General features: G+C 68.1%; 15 protein-coding genes. 6 read left to right on the top strand and 9 right to left on the bottom strand.

Annotated elements, in window-relative coordinates:
* Positions 1-17: 17 nt before the first annotated feature.
* Positions 18-1,568 (bottom strand): pesticin C-terminus-like muramidase, encoded by a 1,551-nt coding sequence (locus K6142_RS14905; RefSeq protein WP_190244086.1) that lies wholly within the window; start codon positions 1,566-1,568, stop codon positions 18-20.
* 619 nt (positions 1,569-2,187) lie between these two features.
* Positions 2,188-4,464: a type I DNA topoisomerase gene (gene topA, locus K6142_RS14910; RefSeq protein ID WP_190244085.1), complete on the bottom strand. Its 2,277-nt coding sequence runs from the start codon at positions 4,462-4,464 to the stop codon at positions 2,188-2,190.
* Between the two features lie 183 nt (positions 4,465-4,647).
* On the opposite strand from topA, the gene K6142_RS14915 reads away from it, so the two are divergent.
* From K6142_RS14915 to K6142_RS14925, 3 genes are all read left to right on the top strand, one after another.
* The gene (locus K6142_RS14915) at positions 4,648-5,610 is read left to right on the top strand and encodes a M48 family metallopeptidase (RefSeq protein WP_190244084.1); all 963 of its coding nucleotides are present in this window, start codon (positions 4,648-4,650) and stop codon (positions 5,608-5,610) included.
* Between the two features lie 460 nt (positions 5,611-6,070).
* Complete coding sequence (locus tag K6142_RS14920; protein WP_190245000.1) at positions 6,071-7,381, top strand: hypothetical protein; 1,311 nt, start codon at positions 6,071-6,073, stop codon at positions 7,379-7,381.
* 531 nt (positions 7,382-7,912) lie between these two features.
* Positions 7,913-10,450 carry a heavy metal translocating P-type ATPase gene (locus tag K6142_RS14925; RefSeq protein WP_190244999.1) on the top strand — a complete coding sequence of 846 codons (2,538 nt, stop codon included), beginning with the start codon at positions 7,913-7,915 and terminating at the stop codon, positions 10,448-10,450.
* A 396-nt stretch (positions 10,451-10,846) separates the two neighbouring features.
* Here the strand turns inward: K6142_RS14925 and ybaK are convergent, their stop codons facing one another.
* The gene (gene ybaK / locus K6142_RS14930) at positions 10,847-11,311 is read right to left on the bottom strand and encodes a Cys-tRNA(Pro) deacylase (RefSeq protein WP_190244998.1); all 465 of its coding nucleotides are present in this window, start codon (positions 11,309-11,311) and stop codon (positions 10,847-10,849) included.
* 198 nt (positions 11,312-11,509) lie between these two features.
* On the opposite strand from ybaK, the gene K6142_RS14935 reads away from it, so the two are divergent.
* The 3 genes from K6142_RS14935 to K6142_RS14945 all read left to right on the top strand — a co-directional run bounded on the left by K6142_RS14935 (position 11,510) and on the right by K6142_RS14945 (position 14,223).
* Complete coding sequence (locus K6142_RS14935) at positions 11,510-11,974, top strand: DUF2318 domain-containing protein (RefSeq protein WP_190244997.1); 465 nt, start codon at positions 11,510-11,512, stop codon at positions 11,972-11,974.
* Positions 11,975-12,048: 74 nt separating this feature from the next.
* On the top strand, positions 12,049-13,242 hold the full coding sequence (locus K6142_RS14940; protein ID WP_190244996.1) for an ABC transporter permease: 1,194 nt from the start codon (positions 12,049-12,051) through the stop codon (positions 13,240-13,242).
* Between the two features lie 267 nt (positions 13,243-13,509).
* Entirely contained in the window at positions 13,510-14,223 is a 714-nt protein-coding gene (locus tag K6142_RS14945) for an ABC transporter ATP-binding protein (RefSeq protein WP_190244995.1), read from the top strand.
* A 269-nt stretch (positions 14,224-14,492) separates the two neighbouring features.
* Here the strand turns inward: K6142_RS14945 and K6142_RS14950 are convergent, their stop codons facing one another.
* The 6 genes from K6142_RS14950 to K6142_RS14975 form a co-directional block, all read right to left on the bottom strand.
* On the bottom strand, positions 14,493-14,822 hold the full coding sequence (locus K6142_RS14950) for an SMR family transporter (protein WP_190244994.1): 330 nt from the start codon (positions 14,820-14,822) through the stop codon (positions 14,493-14,495).
* On the bottom strand, positions 14,819-15,226 hold the full coding sequence (locus tag K6142_RS14955; protein ID WP_190244993.1) for a DMT family transporter: 408 nt from the start codon (positions 15,224-15,226) through the stop codon (positions 14,819-14,821). Before K6142_RS14955 ends, K6142_RS14950 begins: the two co-directional genes overlap by 4 nt.
* A gap of 377 nt (positions 15,227-15,603) precedes the next feature.
* Positions 15,604-15,894, bottom strand: a complete 291-nt coding sequence (locus K6142_RS14960; RefSeq protein WP_012613174.1) for a hypothetical protein — start codon at positions 15,892-15,894, stop codon at positions 15,604-15,606.
* A 384-nt stretch (positions 15,895-16,278) separates the two neighbouring features.
* Positions 16,279-16,821, bottom strand: coding sequence for a 2-oxoacid:acceptor oxidoreductase family protein (locus K6142_RS14965; RefSeq protein ID WP_190244992.1), 543 nt, complete (start codon positions 16,819-16,821; stop codon positions 16,279-16,281).
* Positions 16,821-17,612 carry a thiamine pyrophosphate-dependent enzyme gene (locus K6142_RS14970; RefSeq protein ID WP_190244991.1) on the bottom strand — a complete coding sequence of 264 codons (792 nt, stop codon included), beginning with the start codon at positions 17,610-17,612 and terminating at the stop codon, positions 16,821-16,823. The genes K6142_RS14965 and K6142_RS14970 overlap by 1 nt, the downstream gene beginning before the upstream one ends.
* A complete protein-coding gene (locus K6142_RS14975; protein ID WP_012613170.1) occupies positions 17,612-18,697 on the bottom strand; it encodes a 3-methyl-2-oxobutanoate dehydrogenase subunit VorB in 1,086 nt (361 codons plus the stop codon). Before K6142_RS14975 ends, K6142_RS14970 begins: the two co-directional genes overlap by 1 nt.
* Position 18,698: the final 1 nt, after the last annotated feature.

Genomic DNA, 18,698 nt, shown 5'->3' on the forward strand with positions numbered 1-18,698 from the left:
GAGAGTTGTGGCGGGCGTCATTGGCGCAGCCTGTCCAGGCCCTGTTGCATGAGGTCGGCCTCCGTGTTGCGGCGTGGGTGGTACTTGTAGTCCGGGTTGGAACTGAAGTTGCGCAATTCCTTGATGGCCCCGTCCCAGTCGCCCTTGGTGGAATGATCCCAGAATTTGGGGAATTTCTCCGTGCTGCCGTGCTGGTAGAGCACCGAGGTGATGGTAGCCTGCATTTCCTTGGGCAGTTCTTCGAACTTGCGGATGGTCTTGCCCTGGGCGTCGGTGTTATGTGGAGCGGTGTTATACTGCTGTTGTGCCGTTTCCTTGAAATGGATGGTCATCTTCTCGTTGAGGTGGCTGGCCTGTTCTGCGGTGAGCTTGACACCCTTGCCCTTTCCTTTGAGACTTTCCATTTCCTGTTTTGCCTGCGTGGCGTTTTTTCCAAGCAGCGGGGAAAGCTCGTTGATAACTTCTTCATCCACTCCGATTCCGCGCAACCCCTCCGCGCTCCACTGCCCCGTGTCGATGCCCGCCCCGATTGTGGCGCTGCTGTTGTCCATGGGCTTGCCGTCCTTCATGGGGATGTAGGCGTACAGGACGTTGCCTTCCAGCTTTTGCAGCGTGTCCGCCGTGATCCGGTTGATGTCTTCCGGCTTGTCGGGGACGGCTAGAACGCCGTTGCCGCCCTTGCCGGGCGTTGCCGCATCGGGCGCGGCCCCCTTGCCGCCACCCGTGGGCGCGGGAGCCGGCTCGGCGGGCCGGGGTTGTTCCGGCACCTTCGGCTCCGTGAGCGGGCCGGGGCCTGCTCCTTCCAGAAAGGTGCGCGCGGCGCGTTGCAGCGGACCTTCCTGCGCGTTGCCCGTGCCGGGGCGGGTGGTCCGGCTGCCCGGTTGTTCCGCAGGCCCCGCACCGCCGGAGGCTCCGCCATCTGCCCCCGCAGGCGCAAAGCCGGACGCATCGCGCGCCCTGCCGTCGGCGGACAGCAGCTTGACGGGGTTCGGTACGGGCTGCTGGTCAGGCTTCCGGCGCTTGACCATAAGCTCGCGCCCTTCCTCCTTGTCCAGATCGAACGGCTTCGGTTCGCCCTCCCGACCCGGCGCACCGGGCTGACTGGGCTGATTGGGCTGACCGGGCATGTCCGGTTCGTGCCCCGCGATGCCTTCGTACCTGCCGTCGAGACCCTCCAGGGGCACGGGGCGGGTGTTGCGCCCATCCAGCGACGGCCCCAGCGGCTTGCCGTATACGGACATGCCGAGCCGCCTGGCGTCCAGTTCCAGCCCGCTGTCGCCTTGCTGCCGGGGAAAGCGCCAGAAATCGTCAAAGCGGTCGGGCCGGGCCTCCTCGAACATGTCGCGCAGAAAGCCCTGCCGCAGCGTGTCGGATTCGTTGTCCGGCAGCTTGCTGCCTTTGTGCTCGAAGCCCCGGATGGAGCGCAGCCCGCCATCGAACAGCCGATACCACTCCTGCATGGTGGTGGCGCCCATGGCCTGGCGCGAGGTGTCCCGAACCTGCCGGTACAGGCCGCGCCGCTTGTCGTCGTAGGATTCGCCGTTGCCTTGCAACCAGTTGTTCCACATATGCATTCCTCTCTAGTGGGTGTCAACGCGGCTCGTCCGCTCCGGCCGGGTGTTCGGCTGGGTACACCCGGCCAATCCGGGCGGCGGCGCGCGCCAGTGCACCGGCAGGCTAGCGTACGGTTTTTCCGTGGCGCGGCCCGCAAGAGGGCGGGAAGGGGGTGGGAAGGCCGTCCGAAGGGGGCGTGGCCATGGCGTGGGCGAAGGATTGGGCATGACAGTGCATGACGGTAGCGTAAGACAGCGCATGATCGTGCATGACAGGCAGTAGCCAAAGGCTCGTGCGTCCGTCTGTTGTGTTGCCCGTTGGCCGCGTTTGTCCTGCGCGCCAACGCAAAATCCCCCGCCACGGAATATGGCGGGGGATTGGAATGACAGTAGTTCAGATGGTTGCCCCATAAAGGGGTCAAGGGGGCGCGGCCCCCTTGCTCCAGCCGTTGGGCGAGCGCGCAAATCGACCCGAAGGGCGCAAAGCGTGCCCGTTGGCGAGCTTGCGAGCCGTACGATCACCGTGCGCAACGCGCGAGTCCTGCGGATGGGGACAGCAGAGCTGCGGGGTGCGGGGCAGCGCCCCGTCTTCCTCAAGGCGTCTTCCTGCTTCGTCCCGCAATCGTCCCGCGGGCTATTCCTCGCCGCCGCCGTCCTCGTCCAGGTCGCGGGAGTACTTGCAGGTCTTTTCCGGGCAGGCGATGTGGCGGCCCCGGGCGCGGGTGTTCTTGATCACCAGCAGGGGCGAATTGCAGTCCGGGCAGGGGCCGGGCACGGGCCAGTCCCACAGGGCATAGTCGCACTTGGGGTAGGCGCTGCACGAATAGAATATCTTGCCGCGCTTGGAGCTCTTTTCCACCAGCACGCCCTCGCAGCCTTCGCGGGGGCAGGGGATGCCGGTGGAGAAGGGCGCGGTATAGGTGCAGTCCGGGTATTTGGTGCAGGCGATGAACCGGCTGCCGGTGCGGGCCTTCTTCAGCACCAGGTCACCGCCGCATTGCGGACAGGTGCCCACCTTTTCCGGTTCCTCGCGCAGTTTCTGCTCGACCTGGATGTTGCCCTTTTCGTCGCGGGTGAAGTTCTTGGTGTTGCGGCAGGCCGGGTAGCCGGAGCAGGCCAGGAAGGTGCCCGCCTTGCCGAACTTGATGACCATGGGCTTGCCGCACAGTTCGCAGTCTATGCCGCTGGGCAGGCCGCCCTTCACGGTGTCCATGGCCTGGGCGGCGCGTTCCAGCACCGGGTTGAACCCGCCGGTGAAGTCTTCCAGCAGCTTCACCCAGTCCAGCTCGCCTTCGGCCACCTTGTCCAGCGAACCTTCCATCTGCGCGGTGAAGTCCACGTCCATCAGGGTGGTGAAGTGTCCGGCCAGCAGGTCGCACACCACCGCGCCAAGGTCGGTGGGGGCGAAGTGCTTTTCCTCCAGCCGGGCGTAGTCGCGGTCGAGCAGGGTGGAAATGATGGCCGCGTAGGTGGACGGGCGGCCTATGCCGCGCTCTTCCAGTTCGCGCACCAAGGAAGCTTCGGTGTAGCGGGCCGGGGGCTGGGTGAACTTCTGTTCCTTTTCCACGGAAAGGGCGGTCAGTTCCTCGCCCACGGAAAGCTTGGGCAGGTCGCCTTCGGCCACTTCCTCGCCGTCCTGCGCCTCCTTTTGGGGCGACGCGGCCAGAAAGCCGGGGAACAGCAGCCGTTCGCCCTTGGCGCGCCATTCGACGGGGCCGCAGGCAATGGTCACCGTGGTGTCGTGAAAGCGCGCCGCCGCCATCTGCGAGGCGACGAAGCGCTGCCACACCAGCCGGTACAGCTGGAACTGGTCCGGCGGCAGCAGGTGGCGCACCGAATCCGGCGTAACGCTCACGTCAACGGGCCGGATGGCTTCGTGCGCGTCCTGCGCGCCGCCCTTGGTCTTGAACTGGCGGGCCTTGGCGGGCAGGTGGTCGCCCCCCCAGGTGGCGGCGATGAACTCGCGCGCGGCGTCGCGGGCCTCGTCCGCAATGCGCACGGAGTCGGTACGCATGTAGGTGATCAGGGCCACGGTGCCCGCCTCGCCCAGTTCCACGCCTTCGTACAGGCGCTGGGCGATGTTCATGGTGCGCTTGGCCGAATACCCCAGCCGCTGGCTGGCCGACTGTTGCAGCGTGGAGGTGATGAACGGGGGCTGCGGCTGGCGCTGGCGTTCCTTTTCGTCGATGCCGGTAATCACGAAGGGCTGGCCCTGCATGGAGGCTTCCACGGCGGCGGCGTCCGCCGCGCTGCCGATGGCGGGCTTCTTGCCGTGCAGCTTGTGCAGGTCGGCCCGGAAGGGAGGCGGGGTGGCCCCGGCCAGGCGCGCGCGGAACAGCCAGTATTCTTCCGGGTTGAAGGCGCGACGCTCGGTCTCGCGGTCCACTATCAGACGCAGGGCCACGGACTGCACGCGCCCGGCGGAAATGCCGCGCTTCACCTTCTTCCACAGCAGGGGGGAAAGCTTGTAGCCCACCAGACGGTCCAGCACGCGGCGGGCCTGCTGGGCGTCGAACAGGTTGCGGTTCAGTTCGCGCGGGTTTTCCAGCGCTTCCTTTACCGCGCGGGCGGTGATTTCGTTGAACTGGATGCGCTGGATGTTGGTGTTCTTGTCGCGGATCAGTTCCGCCACGTGCCAGGCAATGGCCTCGCCCTCGCGGTCGGGGTCGGGCGCCAGGTACACGTTGTCGGCCTTGGCGGCGGCTTCCTTGAGGGCGGAAACCACCTTCTGCTTGCCGTCGATGACCTGGTAGCGGGGGGCAAAGCCGTTGGCCTCGTCGACGCCCAGTTCGCTGGTGGGCAGGTCGCGCACGTGGCCCACGCTGGCATGCACGGCGTAATTGCCGCCAAGGAATTTCTTGATGGTCTTCACCTTGGCGGGGGATTCGACGATGATAAGGTCCTTGCCCATGACTGTTCCTTTCCGGGAAAATACGCTATTGGGGGCGCGTTTCCGGCAGGGAGCCGGAAGCCCTGCCGCAGGGGGCCGCGTTCGGCCCCGTCAGGTAGGGGAAAATACGGCAATCGACGATTCCGTCAAGCCGCGCGGGTTCGCCCCGCAGCGGCGGACAGCGGGTTCACGGGGTGGAACCACATGCAATCGTTCGTCAATACCAGCGATATGAACAGGGATGCGGCCCGGAACCCGCACGGCGCCGCGCGCGGCGTCATCCGCATGGCGGCCCTTGCGCTGTGCGTGCTGCTGCTGGGCCTGGCCGGGTGCGCCAAGGCCCCCTATACCGGGCGCAGCCAGCTGATCATGTACTCCGAGGCGGATGAGACCAAGATGGGCCTGGCCGCCATGCAGCAGGTGCTGAAGAAGGAGAGGGAGGTCACCGGCACGCCGGAATCCGCCCGCGTGGAGCGGGTGGGCCGACGCATTGCCGCCGTGGCCGAACGCCCCCAGTACCGCTGGGAATTCCACACCATAGAAAAGGACGCGGTCAACGCCTTCTGCCTGCCCGGCGGCAAGGTGGCCGTGTACACCGGCCTGCTGAACCTTGCCGATACCGACGCCGAGCTTGCCGCCGTGGTGGGGCACGAGGTGGCCCACGCCCTGGCCCGGCACAGCAACGAGAAGATGAGCCGGGCGCGCATGGTGCAGGTGGGCCAACTGGCCGCCATGGTGGGCGTGGCCGCGGCCAGCGGCTCGTCGCAGGCGGCCCAGGCCGTGGGCGACGGCTACGCCGGGGCCATGAACATGGCCGTCATGCTGCCCAACAGCCGCGAAATGGAATACGAGGCCGACCACATCGGACTGCTGCTCATGGCCAAGGCCGGGTACGACCCGCACGCGGCCATCGAATTCTGGCAGAAGATGCTCAAACAGGCGGGCGGCAAGGGCAAGTCGGACTTCATGTCCACCCACCCCACCGAGGCCAAGCGTATCGACGCGCTGCGGGCCATGCTGCCCGAGGCCATGCGCTACTACCGCCCGCGCGACGACGGCGGTTCCGGCGGCAGTTCCGGGGGAAGCGCCGGGGGCAATGCGGGCGGCAAGGGTGCCGGTGCCGCCGGTTCCGCCGGTGCCGGTGATACGGCCCCTGCCGGAAAGTAGCCGGGCCCCGCCTTTCTCGTCGTCCTTCCCGACAGTGTTCATTTTCAGAGGCCCCGCGCATGTGCGCGGGGCCTTTCGCATGCCGTGCGCACGGAGTGGATGCCATGGCCCGGCGATCCGCCGCCCGACCACACCTGTGCCCACCCCCGATCACGCCGATCACGCCGACCACGCCCGGCCACCCTTCACTGTGGGCAGTATTCCGGCGCATCATTCCGGCCACGCCAGCCCGCTTCCGCCGCACGGCCTGCCCCAACCGGCGAGCCCTGCGCCGCGCGGCTTCCGGGCAGCCGTCGGCGGCTTGACGCAGCCCTCGCCCCCGCCGCCCGCCCGGCGCTGCGGGACGCCCGCCGCGCGCCCGCAACCTGCCGTCATGCAAGGCAGAGTGACCATGCTGGCATTCCCCTTGCTTTGCCTTTCTCGCCGCCACTCCGTTCCCCCGGCGGCAGGAGGATTGCGCATGGCCTACGGAAAGAACATCTCCATGGACGCCCTTCAGACGCTGGTCGAAGGGCGGTCCGCCGAAGGTACCCGGCGTGCCGGTGCCGCCCCAAGGGCGGGCCAGCGCGGCGCCGCAGACCCGCGTTTTGCCGCATTGCTGGCCAAGGGCGCGGGGGCGGGCGCATCGCCCCTGGGGGGAGTGCTTGCGGGCGGCATTGGCGGCGGGGCCGCGTCCTCGCCGCAACTGGCGTCCTTGCCCGGCCTGACGGCTGCGGGCGGCCAGACCGAAAACGCCCTGGCCGCCGACGACCGCGCCTCGCGCGCGGCCATGGACATCGTCAATTCCCGCGCGCTGGCCACCCTGGCCAAAGTCATGGAAGGCGGCACGGGCGGGCTGGATTCGCTGCGCGGGGCCATGACCTCGCGCAATCTGATGGCCCTTTCCGGCAATCTGGACATGGCGACCTCCGGCATGGGCGGCATGGGTGGCATGGGCGGCATGGGTGGCGGAGCGCCCGCGAATGCCGTGGCTGGCGGGCCGGGGCGTGGTGGTGCCCAGGGCGGCGCTGGCAAGGCCGCGCGGCGGGAGCGAACCGACAAAACGGACAAGTCCGGGCGGCGTGACGCGGCAGGCGCAACGGCTGGCGACCTCGGCGGGCTGTCCGCGCAGTTCGAGTCGGGCGAGGACGGCATTGCCGCCATCGGCTACGACCGGCACGGGGGCACCTCGTACGGCAAGTACCAGATTTCGTCGCGGGCCGGGACCATGGACCGCTTCCTTGATTTTGCCCGGCAGGCCGCGCCGGACATCGCCTCGCGGCTGGAGGCCGCCGGACCCTCCAACACCGGCGGCAAGACCGGCGAAATGCCGCGCGTGTGGCGTGAAATAGCCGACGAGCAGCCCGACCGGTTCGAGGCCCTGCAAGAGCGGTTCATCCATGAAAGCCATTACGCCCCGGCCCTGCAGGCCGTGAGCCGCGCCGCCGGGCTGAACAAGGGCACGCTGTCGCCCGCGCTGCGCGAGGTGCTGTGGAGCACCGCCGTACAGCACGGCCCTGCGGGGGCCACCCGCATCTTCGCCCGTGCGCTGGACAACATGGCCGAGCATCAGTCGGCGGCGCAGGAAGGCGGGCAGGGCGATGCCACCGTGCAGGCGGGCACCGCCAGGGCGGGCCGCAACTTCGAAAAGCAGCTCATCCGCGAGGTGTATGCCGTGCGTTCCGGCCAGTTCGGGTCCTCGTCCGAACGGGTGCAGGCCGCCGTGCAGAACCGCCTGGACCGCGAGATGAAGCTGGCACTGGCCATGACCGACGGCAAGAACCGCGCCTAGCGCGGCAGGTTCCGGCACTGCCAGCCGGACTGTCTGCCGGATTGTCTGACAGACCGTCCGCAGACGGCCTGCGGCCAGTGGGTCGCGCTGGCCGGTCGGGCAGGGTTGCCCGTGCTCTTCGCCCGGGCCGTTTCGCCGGTCCGGTGCCACCCGCCACGCCCTCGTCCCCCCCCAAAAAGCATACAGTCCGCATCGTTGCGCGCCATCCGCCGATTCCCGGCACCAGTCCGGGTGTCGGTCTTTTGGCGCGCCCGATCTGTTCCGCGTGCGCCCGTTCGGGGCGGTTTTTCCTTCACGGTTTGCAACATTTCGTCGGCCTGTCTGCATGGGGAACAGGCCGGATTTTCGGTGTTCTTTCATCCGCTCGACACCCGGCGGCGCGGTTTTTCCTGCCCTGTCGCGCCGGGCGGTTGACACCGTGGCGTCTCCCGCATACTCTGCACATATGAACACGTGTTCATATGTGCAGACAGAATCGATGGCTGGCCGACACGCAAACGCGCCCCGCCATTTTCCTACGGAGATACGCCCATGACCGCCTTTCGCATCGAGGAAATGGACTGCGCCAACGAAGTGACCGTCCTGCGGCACGCGCTGACCCCGCTGGTGGGCAACCCCGACCGGCTGGAATTCGACGTGCTGTCCCGCCGCATGCGCGTGGACATGGACGGACTGGACCTGCGCCCCGACGACGTGGTGGCCGCCGTGGCCCGCACCGGCATGCGCGCCGCGCCCGAAGCGGCAGGCAGGCCCGGCGTGGTGCTGGGCCCGCTGCCGTCGGCCAGCCACGCCTGCACGGACGGATGTTGCCAGCCCCATCCGGCCCATCCGGCCCATCCGGCCCATCCGGCCCATCAGGCAGGCCCCGTTGGCCAGGCAGGGCATGACCATGGCGGCCATGGTCATGACGGCTGCTGCGGTTCCGCTCATGCCCCTGTTCATGCCCCTGCGTCTGCCTCCGCGCATGCGCATGCCATGGCCCCCCGTCCCGCGCAGATTCCGGCCCTGGCCGGGTGCTCGTGCTGCGGCGGCGCGTGCGATGTTCCCGTCCCCGGCGACGCGCCTTCCGGCCTGCTGTCCCTGTTGCCGACCGGCCTGACCGCGTTGTGGCAACGCCAGTCCTCGCTGCTGCTGTGCATCCTGAGCGGCGTGGCCCTTGTGGCGGGCATTGGCGTGGAATGGGCGCGCACCGGTTCCCTGCTGGAAGTGTTCGCGGAATCGGGCGTGCCCCATGCGGCCACGCTGGTCCTGTGGCTGGCGGCGGCGATGGCGGGCGCCTGGCGGGTGTTGCCGCGCGCGGTGCATGCCGTGCGCAGCCTGCGCCCCGACATGAACCTGCTGATGGTCACGGCGGTCATCGGCGCGGCGGCCATCGGCCAGTTCTTCGAGGGCGCCTCTGTGGCGTTCCTGTTCGCCGTGGCCAACCAGCTGGAATCGTGGAGCGTGGACCGGGCGCGCTCGGCCATTGCCGCGCTACTGGACATTTCGCCCTCGCGGGCCTTGCTGCTGTCGCTTCCGGGTGATGTTGGGGGTGGTCTTCCCGGCACCCCCGTGGAGACCGCCGTGGAAAACGTGCCCGTGGGTTCGCGCATTCTCATCCGCGCGGGTGACCGCGTGCCCCTGGACGGCACGGTGGCGGCGGGCAGCTCGGACATCGACCAGTCGCCCATCACCGGCGAATCCATGCCCGTGCCCAAGCGGGCGGGCGAGCCGGTCTACGCGGGCACCATCAACGGCGGCGGCGTGCTGGAGGTGCTGACCACCCGCGCCGCGTCGGACACCACCCTCGCGCGCATCCTGCACATGGTGGAGGCGGCCCAGTCGCGCCGCGCCCGCGCCGTGCAGTGGGTGGACCGCTTCGCCGCCGTGTACACCCCGGCCATGCTGGCCGTGGCCGCGCTGGTGGCCGTGGTGCCGCCGCTGTTCTTCGGCGGGGCATGGTCGGCCTGGGTGTACGAGGCGCTGGTGGTGCTGGTCATCGCCTGCCCGTGCGCGCTGGTCATTTCCACGCCCGTGTCCATCGTGGCCGGGCTGACCAGCGCGGCCCGCAACGGCGTGCTGGTCAAGGGCGGCTCGTTTCTCGAACTGCCCGCCAGCCTCACCGCCGTGGCCTTCGACAAGACCGGCACCCTGACCCTGGGCCGCCCCCGCGTGGCCCGCGTGCTGCCCGTGGACGGCCACCCGCAGGTGCGGGACGCGGCATCCGCATTGCGCATTGCCGCCGCGCTGGAAGGGCCCAGCAGCCACCCCCTGGCCCGCGCCATCGTGCAGCATGCCCGGCAGGTGCCGGGGGCCGGGCTGGATGATGGCGCCACGGCCAGCGAGCATCGCACCCTGCCCGGTCTGGGGGCCGAGGGCGTGGTGGACGGCGCGCGCTGGCGCATCGGCAACCGCCGCTTCTTCGCACAGGACGGGCCGTCGCACGGGCCGTCCGGCGGCGCGGAGAGCATCGGCACGGACGACGCCGACGCCGGGTCTTCCGTGCTGCTGTGGAACGATGCGGGCCTTGCCGCCGTCATGGAACTGGAAGACGACCTGCGCCCCGACGCCCGCGCCGTGCTGGACGATCTGCGCGCCGCCGGGCTGCACCGGATGGTCATGCTGACCGGCGACAACGCCGCCACCGCCGCCCGCGTGGCCGCCGCCTGCGGCGTGACCGACATCCGGGCCGACCTTCTGCCCGCCGACAAGACCGCCGCCGTGGCCGCGCTGGTGGCCGAAGGCGAACGGGTGGCCATGGTGGGCGACGGCGTCAACGACGCGCCCGCGCTGGCCACCGCGCACCTTGGCATCGCCATGGGCGGTATCGGCAGCGACGCGGCCATCGAAACCGCCGACATCACCCTGATGTCCGACGACCTCGGCAAGCTGCCGTGGCTGGTGCGCCATTCGCGCCGCACGCTGGGCGTCATCCGGCAGAACATCGGCTTTGCCCTGGGGCTTAAGGCGCTGTTTCTGGGGCTTGCCGTGTTTCAGGTGGCCAGCCTGTGGATGGCCATCGTGGCCGACATCGGCGGCTCGTTCCTGGTGATCATGAACGGCCTGCGCCTGCTGCGCCCCAAGGCGTAGGGGGGGGCTGCCGACAACCCCAAAATCTTCCGGGGGAGGGACCCTTTTGCGCGCTGCGGTCGCCATCCGTAAGATTCGCGTTTCACGCTCATCTAACGGCTGTCGCAAAAGGGTCTCCTCCCCCGGACCCCCGCTCTGCTGTCTTTATCCGTAATGCTTGAAGACTCGCATAACGGCTAAAGCTCCTCCCAAAACTTTTATTTGTGCTTTCTGTGCATTACGAAAATACGGGGTTCCAAGGGGCGGCAGCCGCTCTGCGATCGCCATCCGTAAGGCTCGCAAGCTCGCCCAACGGCTGCCGTCCTTGGCCGCCGGAGGCGTACAAAAACAGGCTTTGTCAATAACCTGACCACCCGCTATGCGGGTGGTTTTGATTTGGGTGGCGGGAAGGGCGGCTCAGGCCGCCACGTCGGCGAAGGCGGCCCCGGTAAGGGCTGCCAGATCGGACGGGGAGAGTTCTATCTCCACGCCCCGGCGGCCCGCGCTGACGTAGATGGTGGGGTATTCCTGCGCAGAAGCGTCGATGACCGTGGGCAGGCGCTTCTTCTGGCCCAGCGGGCTTACCCCGCCCACCACGTAGCCGGTCACGCGCTCGGCCACGGCCACGTCGGCCATGGCGGCCTTCTTGGCGCCCACCACGCGGGCCAGCTGCTTCAGGTCCAGCTGGTGCAGCACGGGCACCACGGCCACCACCAGCCCGTCGCCTGCGGCCACCACCAGGGTCTTGAACACCCGGGCCGGGTCCACGCCCAGCTTGTCCGCCGCCTCGCGGCCATAGGATTCCGCCGCCGGGTCGTGGGTGTATTCGTGAATGGTGTAGGCGATTCTGGCCTTCTTGGCGCGGTCGATGGCCGGGGTCATGGGGGGTCCTCCCTGCGGATGCTGTCGAAGGCTGGCGCGTGCCGACGGCGACGCCGAATGCCGACACCGCGCCATACCTCCGTTGCGCGCGCCGTGCAACGACCCGCCCCTTCGGCGGCTTTCCCCCGGTCAGCGGTTGCTCGCCTTGGCGGGCATGCCTATGTGAAGCCGTACGTCCCTTTTTTTCAGGAGCAGTGTATGAAGCTTTTCCGTCTGATCCTTCCGGCCACCCTCATGGTGCTGGCCCTTTCCACCGCCGCCCACGCCTTTTTCGGGTTCGGCGGCAAGTACGAAACCGTGCAGCCGCAAGGCGAGACCATCCGCATCAAGGCCGCCGACATCACCCCCACGGCGAAGTTCTACGCCATCAAGGATGGCGGCACCGAAATCCGCTTCTTTGTGGTGAAGGGGCCGGACGGCACCCCCCGCGCCGCGCTGGACGCATGCGACGTGTGCTGGCGCGAGGGCAAGGGCTACCGTCAGGAAGGGGCCAACATGGTGTGCGAGAACTGCGGCATGGTCTTCAATACCGCGCGCATCAACGAGGTGCGCGGCGGCTGCAACCCGCACCCGCTGGAACGCACCATGGACGGCGGCGACCTGCTGCTGCGCGTGGCGGAATTGAAGGCCGGGGCCAAGTACTTCGCCACCGCCAGAAAGTAATGCTCTCCGCTGGCTGCTGCCCCTTCGAGGGCAGCGCCGGAGCGTGAGAAACCGACCCCGCCCGCGAGCACACCATGAACATCCTGACCATTCCGTTGCGCTGCGCCCGCAAGAAGTGGCTGCGCACCCTCTCGCTGTTCTGCATCTTCACCCTCGGTGTGGCCTCCATCGTGGCCCTGCGCGAGGTGTCCGCCGTGGTGGGCGAAAGCCTGGAGCGCAAGCTGACCAGTTTTGGCGCCAACATCATGGTTTCCCCCGCGCGAGAGACGCTGACCGTCAGCTACGGCGGCCTGCCCCTGGGTGACCTGTTGCTGGACGAGGGGCATCTTGCCCATGCCGAGACGGTCCGGCGCATCCGGTCCATCGAATTCAGCGCCAACATCGCAGGCGTGGCCCCCAAGCTGGTGACCATGGCCCGCATCGGCTCGCCCGCAGGGGCGGCCACGCCCGTGGCGCCGTTGCCGGTCGCGGTTGTTGGCGTTGACTGGCCGGAGGAACTTTCGCTGAAGGGCTACTGGGCCATCGACGGCGCCACCCCCAAGACTCCGGAAGGAGTGTTGGCGGGCCACGCCGTGGCCGCGCGGCTGGGCCTTGCGCCGGGCAGCGTGGTGGACGTCAACGGCCACGCGGTGACCGTCACCGGGGTCATCGGGTCCACCGGCAGCGACGACGACAACGTGCTGCTGGCGGACATCGGCTTCGTGCAGCGGGCCTTCAACCTGCCGGACAAGGCCAGCTTCGTGGAAGTGGCGGCCCTGTGCGCGGGCTGTCCCATTGATGACATAGTCGCCCAACTGCGCGCCGCGCTGCCGGGGCAGGACATCAAGGCCCTGCGCCACGTGGTGGAGCAGCGCATGTACTCCGTGCACTTCGCCCAGCAGCTGGCGCTGGTGGTCAGCCTGGTCATCCTGCTGACGGCCTGCGCCATGGTGGTCATGTCCATGCTGTCCGCCGTCAACGAGCGGCGGCGCGAGATCGGCATCCTGCGGTCGGTGGGCTTTTCGCGCTCCGGCGTGTTCACCGTGTTCGCGTCCGAGGCGTTGCTGGTGGGCGTGGCTGCCGGGCTTGCGGGGTATCTGGCCGGGCACGGCCTGGCCCTGAAGGTGCTGGCGCTGCTGCATATGGCCGACGTGGCCCCGCCCCCGTTCAGTCTTGGCGCCCTGGCCCTGACGACGGGCGGCATCGCCGCCGTGTCCGTGCTGGCGGCGGCCTTCCCGGCGTGGAAGGCGTCGCGCGTGGAGCCTGCCGCCGCGCTGGTTTCCCTGTAGCCGGTTGCCGCTATGGTCTTTTTGCCCTCTGCCTTCGTCAGAATGGTTTTTATTCCGGTCGAATACCACAAAAGCGCGCTGCGGTCCCCATCCGTAAGATTCGCGCTGCGCGCTCACCAACGGCTGGGGCATGCTCCCTCCATAAAAAAGCCATTCTTCCTTGGCAGAGGACAAAAATCCTCATAGCGGCGACAGAGTGTGACCGCGAAGAGCACCCTCCCCCATTTCCTTCCCTGCATAGTTCTGTTTGTTGAAGAAAGGCACCACATGACCACAGACCATACCGGCAGCGCCCCGGCCATCATCGAGGCGCGCGACCTTTGCAAAAGCTACCCGGCCACCGACGGCGGCGCGCCCGCGCCTGTGCTGCGCGGCGTTTCGCTGCGCGTGTCCCCCGGCGAATTCGTGGCCGTGGCGGGCCGTTCCGGCTCGGGCAAGTCCACGCTGCTCAACGTGCTGGCCTCGCTGACCCTGCCCGATACGGGTACGGTGCTGTTCGACGGGCAGGACATCACCCGCGTGTCCGAGGCCCGGCGCAACCGCCTGCGCCACAGCGACTTTGCCGTGATCTTTCAGGCCCACCACCTGATGCCCTACCTGACCGCGCTGGAAAACGTACTGCTGCCGTTCATGAACGGTCTTGCGCCGGTGCCCGCCGCCATGGCCGAAAAGGGCCGCAGCGTGCTGGACCGGGTGGGGCTTTCCGGCAAGGCGGGTTCACTGCCGGGCGCCCTTTCCGGCGGGGAGCAGCAGCGCGTGGCCATTGCCCGCGCACTGGTGCGCGACGCCCGCGTGCTGTTTGCCGACGAACCCACCGGCAGCCTGGATACCGCCACGGGCGAGGCCATCATGGAACTGCTGGCCGAACTTGGCCGCGACGGCCTGACCACGGTGATGGTCACCCACAACCCGGACTATGCCCGCCGCGCCCACCGCACCCTCATCATGCGTGACGGCCTGATGGTGGACGGGCTGGCCTGACGGCCTGACTGGCGAGCTGGCCTGATGGCCCGAACTGGCGGGCTGCGACGGCGCGGCCGCCAACAACGGATGGTTGTGGCGGTCTTGCGGTTTTTACCGCGCCGCGCATGCGAAGGGGGGCGTTTCCGCCCCCCTTCGTGTTGTTGCACCCGCCGTTGCGTTGCCCCCGTGACATCAACCGCAGCGCAAGGTCATGCGGTTTCCGTCGCCGGACTGGCGGGCGCATCGCGCACGATTTCGGGCCGGGTGGGACCCCGGCGCGAAACCGTTCAGGCCAGATGCAGCGCGGTGATGCCAGCGACCAGCAGGGCCATGCCCAGCCACGCGACGGCGGTGAGCCGCTGGCCCAGCATGGCCCAGCCGCCCAGCGAGGTGCCCAGGATGCCGAAACCGCCCCACATGGCGTAGGCAACGGACAGGTCCATGCCCCGCGTGGCGTAGGCCAGGCAGGTGAATGCCAGACCCACCAGCGCCAGCGCCCCCAGCGCCGGGCCGCGCCGGGTGAACCCGTGCGAGCGGGCCAGAAGCAGGTTGGCCCCCACGTCCAGGGCGGCGGCCAGCATCACGGCCAGCAGGAAGGGAAGTGCGGACAGGCTCATGGCGTCACCTCTCTGTCGGCCTGCGCGGGGCGGCCCGAGGGATCCGTCACGCCGTCTCGCGCGGGCTTTGGTGCATCGTGCCGCGTGCCGTGGTGCACCATCAGGACGCCGCAGAATATGGCCGCCAGCGCAGCCATGCGGGACGGCGTGAGCCGCTCGCCCATCAGGGAGCCCGCAAGCGTTATGAGCGCCAGCCCGGCCCCTTCCCATACGGCGTAGGCCACGCCCACCGGCACGCGGGTCACGGCGCGGGCCAGGCACCAGTAGGAAAGGCCCAGCAGCAGGTACATGGCGGCCATGCCGGGCACGGGCCACGCGGCCTGCGAGGCCTTCATGATCACCGTGCCCGCTACCTCCAGCACGATGGAACAGGACAGGAACAACCAGGGTATGATGTTGGACACGCAAAAGCTCCTGGCGGCCGGCGACTTCTGCGAAGTGCACGGGCCGCCGACGTTGTGGGCCTGAAATGTTACTGCGAAAACAGGAAGGATGCCGTCTGCCGGTTGTTTAGGCGCGGCATGAAGGGAAGGGCTAAAGCGCGCTGCGCCAGAACCGTTCGCGAGAAGAAACGGTACATGGCGTGCAGGTGGGGATGCAGAGAAGTATCTTGGTCATGATGCGTTCAGCATGCCACGATCATGCAATGGGGGCAAGCAGCGGCGCGGGTGACGGAATACCGCCGCCCGCGCCGGGAAATGCTCGTCCTGCCCTTCGGCCCGCCCGCCCCGCGTCCTTGGGGGCGGGCGGCCAGCCGGGGTGTGCACGGAGAGGACTGCGACTACTTGAAGCGGGCCCTTGCAGAGGCGAAGGCCGCCTCCACGGCGTCCCAGGCCAGTTCCAGGCCTGCCTTCATGTCCTTCCAGGCATGCTCGCCCGCATGCTGCAATTCGTCCAGCTTGCGCTTGGCCTCTTCGCGCTTGCGGCGCAGGTCGGTGATCTGCTCGTGGTATTCCACGCGGGCTTCCGCCTTGGCCAGCGCTGCCTGCACTTCCAGCTTCTCGAGCTGGGCCTTCCACAGTTCGAGCTTGTCGCGAAGGGTGCGGATGTACTCTTCCCTGGTGTTGGGCATGGTCTGCACTCCCGTGGCTGGAGGTTCAAGGGGGCCGGAACATCCGGCATTCGCGCGGCCCCGTGCCGCGCCTTCACCCGTACAGGTAGGCATTGGCGCGGGGCACGGCAAGGGCAGGGCGGAGAAATGACGGGATGCTTCGGCGTGATCCCCATGAAATCATTGGGTAGAGGCTGGTTCCACCCGCCCGGAAACAAAACCGCCCGCCGCGTATGCTCGCGGCGGGCGGTCATTTTTCGTCCTGTTACCCCGCAGGTCTTGCGACACATGGGGTTTTGCGCGTTTCCCGATCCGCGTTGCCGTTGCGCTCCGGTTGCGGGCGGGGCTGGGCAGCGCGATGCGGTTTACCGCTACCGGCAGGTGTTTTCCTGCCGTTGCGGCAGGTTAGCCTGCGTGATCGAAGCCCGCCTGCAACGCATCCGCGTTTTTCGGGATGAGATGGCTGTAGTGGGCGGAAATGACGCTGACAAGGCTCTTCTTCACCACGTCCAGGTCCACCACGCCGGTGGCCCGCACGTAGGCGCCCAGCGCCACCATGTTGGCCATCTTGGTGTTGCCAAGCTTGTCGGCGATGTCGTTGGCGGGCACGCACACGGTGCGCATGCGCGCTTCGGCCTGCGATGCGTCCACCAGCGAGGTGTTCAGCACCAGCACCCCGCCGTCTTCCAGCCGGGGCTGGAACTTGTCCAGCGAGGGCTGGTTCATGACGATGAGGCTCCTGGGCCGCTGGATGATGGGCGAACCGATGTCCTCGTCCGACACCACCACCGTGCAGTTGGCGGTGCCACCGCGCATTTCCGGCCCGTACACGGGAATGTACGTCACGTTCAGCCCGGCGTTCATGCCCGCGTAGGCCAGCAGGTTGCCGATCAGCATCACGCCCTGGCCGCCGAAACCGGCCATGATCACGTCCTGATAGAGCGCCATCAGCACACCCCCTCGCCTTCGGTCACGTCCTTGTACACCCCCAGCGGAAAGTAGGGGATCATCTCTTCGCGGATGCGGGTATTGGCCTTCACCGCGTCCATGCGCCAGTTGGTGGGGCAGCCGGACAGCAGCTCCACGAAGCCGAAGCCCAGGCCCTGCTGCTGCACGTCGAAGGCCTTGCGCACGGCCTTCTTGGCGGCGCGGATGTTCTTGACGCTGTCCAGCGAGGCGCGGGCGGAATAGGCCACCCCGCCAAGGCCCGCGATGATCTCTGCCATGCGGATGGGCATGCCCTCGCGGTCGCGGCAGCGGCCACCGGGGCAGGTGGTGGTCTTCTGCCCGATGAGGGTGGTGGGGGCCATCTGGCCGCCGGTCATGCCGTACACGGTGTTGTTCACGAACACGATGGTGATGCGCTCGCCACGGTTGGCGGCGTGCATCACCTCGGCCAGCCCGATGGACGCCAGGTCGCCGTCACCCTGATAGGTGAACACGATCTTGTCCATGCGCCCGCGCTTTACGCCGGTGGCCACGGCAGGGGCGCGCCCGTGCGGTGCCTCTACCGAATCCACGGCCAGATAGTTGTAGATGAACACCGAACAGCCGATGGAGGCCACGCAGATGGTGTCGTCCACCACGCCCATTTCCTCCAGCACTTCGGCCACCAGGCGGTGGGCGATGCCGTGGTGGCAGCCGGGGCAGTAGTGGGTGGCGCGGTCCACCAGCACGTCGGGAACCTCGAAGGCCATCTGCTCGTCGTCGGCGAGCGCCAGTCTTTCGTCAGCCTGCATCACTTGCCCCCCATGGCGTCCAGAATGGGCGCGAGGAAATCGTCAGAGCCGGGCATTTCGCCCGGCATGTGCCCGTAGAAGGCCGAATCCACGATGCCGCGAATGGAAAGCCGCACGTCTTCCACCATCTGGCCGCAGTTGTGCTCGATGGTCAGGAAGCGCTTTCCCTGTTCCGCCAGGCCGCGCAGCAGCGGGCCGGGGAAGGGGAACAGGGTCTGCGGCCGCACCAGGCCCACCTTGTGGCCCTGGGCGCGCAACTTGCGGATGGCGGACTTTGCGATGCGCCCGATGGAGCCGTAGGCCACCACGATGAGTTCCGCGTCGTCGGTCAGGAAGCTTTCGGCCTTGGCCTCGGCCTGCATGGCGGCGTACTTGGCCTGAAGGTGGCGGTTCTGCCCGGCCAGCGCGCCGTCTTCGAGGAACAGCGACTTCAGCAGGCGCGGCTTGCGGCCCTTGGCGCCTTCCAGCCGCCAGTCGGCAGCTTCGGTGGCGGGCACGGCGGCGGGCTTCCACGGGGTGACCGGTTCCTTCATCTGGCCTACGATGGCGTCGCCCAGCACCATGACCGGGTTGCGGTACTTGAAGGCCAGATCGAAGGCCTGCACCATCATGTCGTAGCATTCCTGGCAGGTGGCCGGGGCCAGCACAAACAGCTTGTAGTCGCCGTGGCCGCCGCCCTTCACCGACTGGAAGTAGTCGCCCTGCGAGGGGCCGATGTCGCCAAGGCCCGGCCCGCCACGGTTCATGTTCACGATGACGCCGGGCAGTTCGCTGCCCGCCATGTACGAAATGGCTTCCTGCATCAGCGAGATGCCGGGGCTGGACGACGAGGTCAGCGCGCGGATGCCCGCGGCGGCGGCGCCCAGCAGCATGTTGGCCGAGGCCACCTCGCTTTCCGCCTGCACGAATTCGCCGCCCGCGTCGGGCAGGGCGTAGGACATCATTTCCGGAATGTCGTTCTGCGGGGTGATGGGGTAGCCGAAGTAGCAGCGGCACCCCGCGGCCAGCGCGCCGTGGGCGATGGCCTCGTTACCCTTGATGAAGATGCGTTCCGGCGTGCCCGTGTCGGTTGTGTTGTTCGGCATG

Source organism: Nitratidesulfovibrio sp. SRB-5, assembly GCF_019931275.1.
GTDB lineage: Bacteria > Desulfobacterota > Desulfovibrionia > Desulfovibrionales > Desulfovibrionaceae > Cupidesulfovibrio.

Coding starts and splice junctions, on each gene's coding strand:
- K6142_RS14905 (WP_190244086.1), bottom strand. CDS start 1,568: ATGTGGAACAACTGGTTGCAAGGCAACGGCGAATCCTACGACGACAAG.
- topA (WP_190244085.1), bottom strand. CDS start 4,464: ATGGGCAAGGACCTTATCATCGTCGAATCCCCCGCCAAGGTGAAGACC.
- K6142_RS14915 (WP_190244084.1), top strand. CDS start 4,648: ATGCAATCGTTCGTCAATACCAGCGATATGAACAGGGATGCGGCCCGG.
- K6142_RS14920 (WP_190245000.1), top strand. CDS start 6,071: ATGGCCTACGGAAAGAACATCTCCATGGACGCCCTTCAGACGCTGGTC.
- K6142_RS14925 (WP_190244999.1), top strand. CDS start 7,913: ATGACCGCCTTTCGCATCGAGGAAATGGACTGCGCCAACGAAGTGACC.
- ybaK (WP_190244998.1), bottom strand. CDS start 11,311: ATGACCCCGGCCATCGACCGCGCCAAGAAGGCCAGAATCGCCTACACC.
- K6142_RS14935 (WP_190244997.1), top strand. CDS start 11,510: ATGAAGCTTTTCCGTCTGATCCTTCCGGCCACCCTCATGGTGCTGGCC.
- K6142_RS14940 (WP_190244996.1), top strand. CDS start 12,049: ATGAACATCCTGACCATTCCGTTGCGCTGCGCCCGCAAGAAGTGGCTG.
- K6142_RS14945 (WP_190244995.1), top strand. CDS start 13,510: ATGACCACAGACCATACCGGCAGCGCCCCGGCCATCATCGAGGCGCGC.
- K6142_RS14950 (WP_190244994.1), bottom strand. CDS start 14,822: ATGAGCCTGTCCGCACTTCCCTTCCTGCTGGCCGTGATGCTGGCCGCC.
- K6142_RS14960 (WP_012613174.1), bottom strand. CDS start 15,894: ATGCCCAACACCAGGGAAGAGTACATCCGCACCCTTCGCGACAAGCTC.
- K6142_RS14965 (WP_190244992.1), bottom strand. CDS start 16,821: ATGGCGCTCTATCAGGACGTGATCATGGCCGGTTTCGGCGGCCAGGGC.
- K6142_RS14970 (WP_190244991.1), bottom strand. CDS start 17,612: ATGCAGGCTGACGAAAGACTGGCGCTCGCCGACGACGAGCAGATGGCC.
- K6142_RS14975 (WP_012613170.1), bottom strand. CDS start 18,697: ATGCCGAACAACACAACCGACACGGGCACGCCGGAACGCATCTTCATC.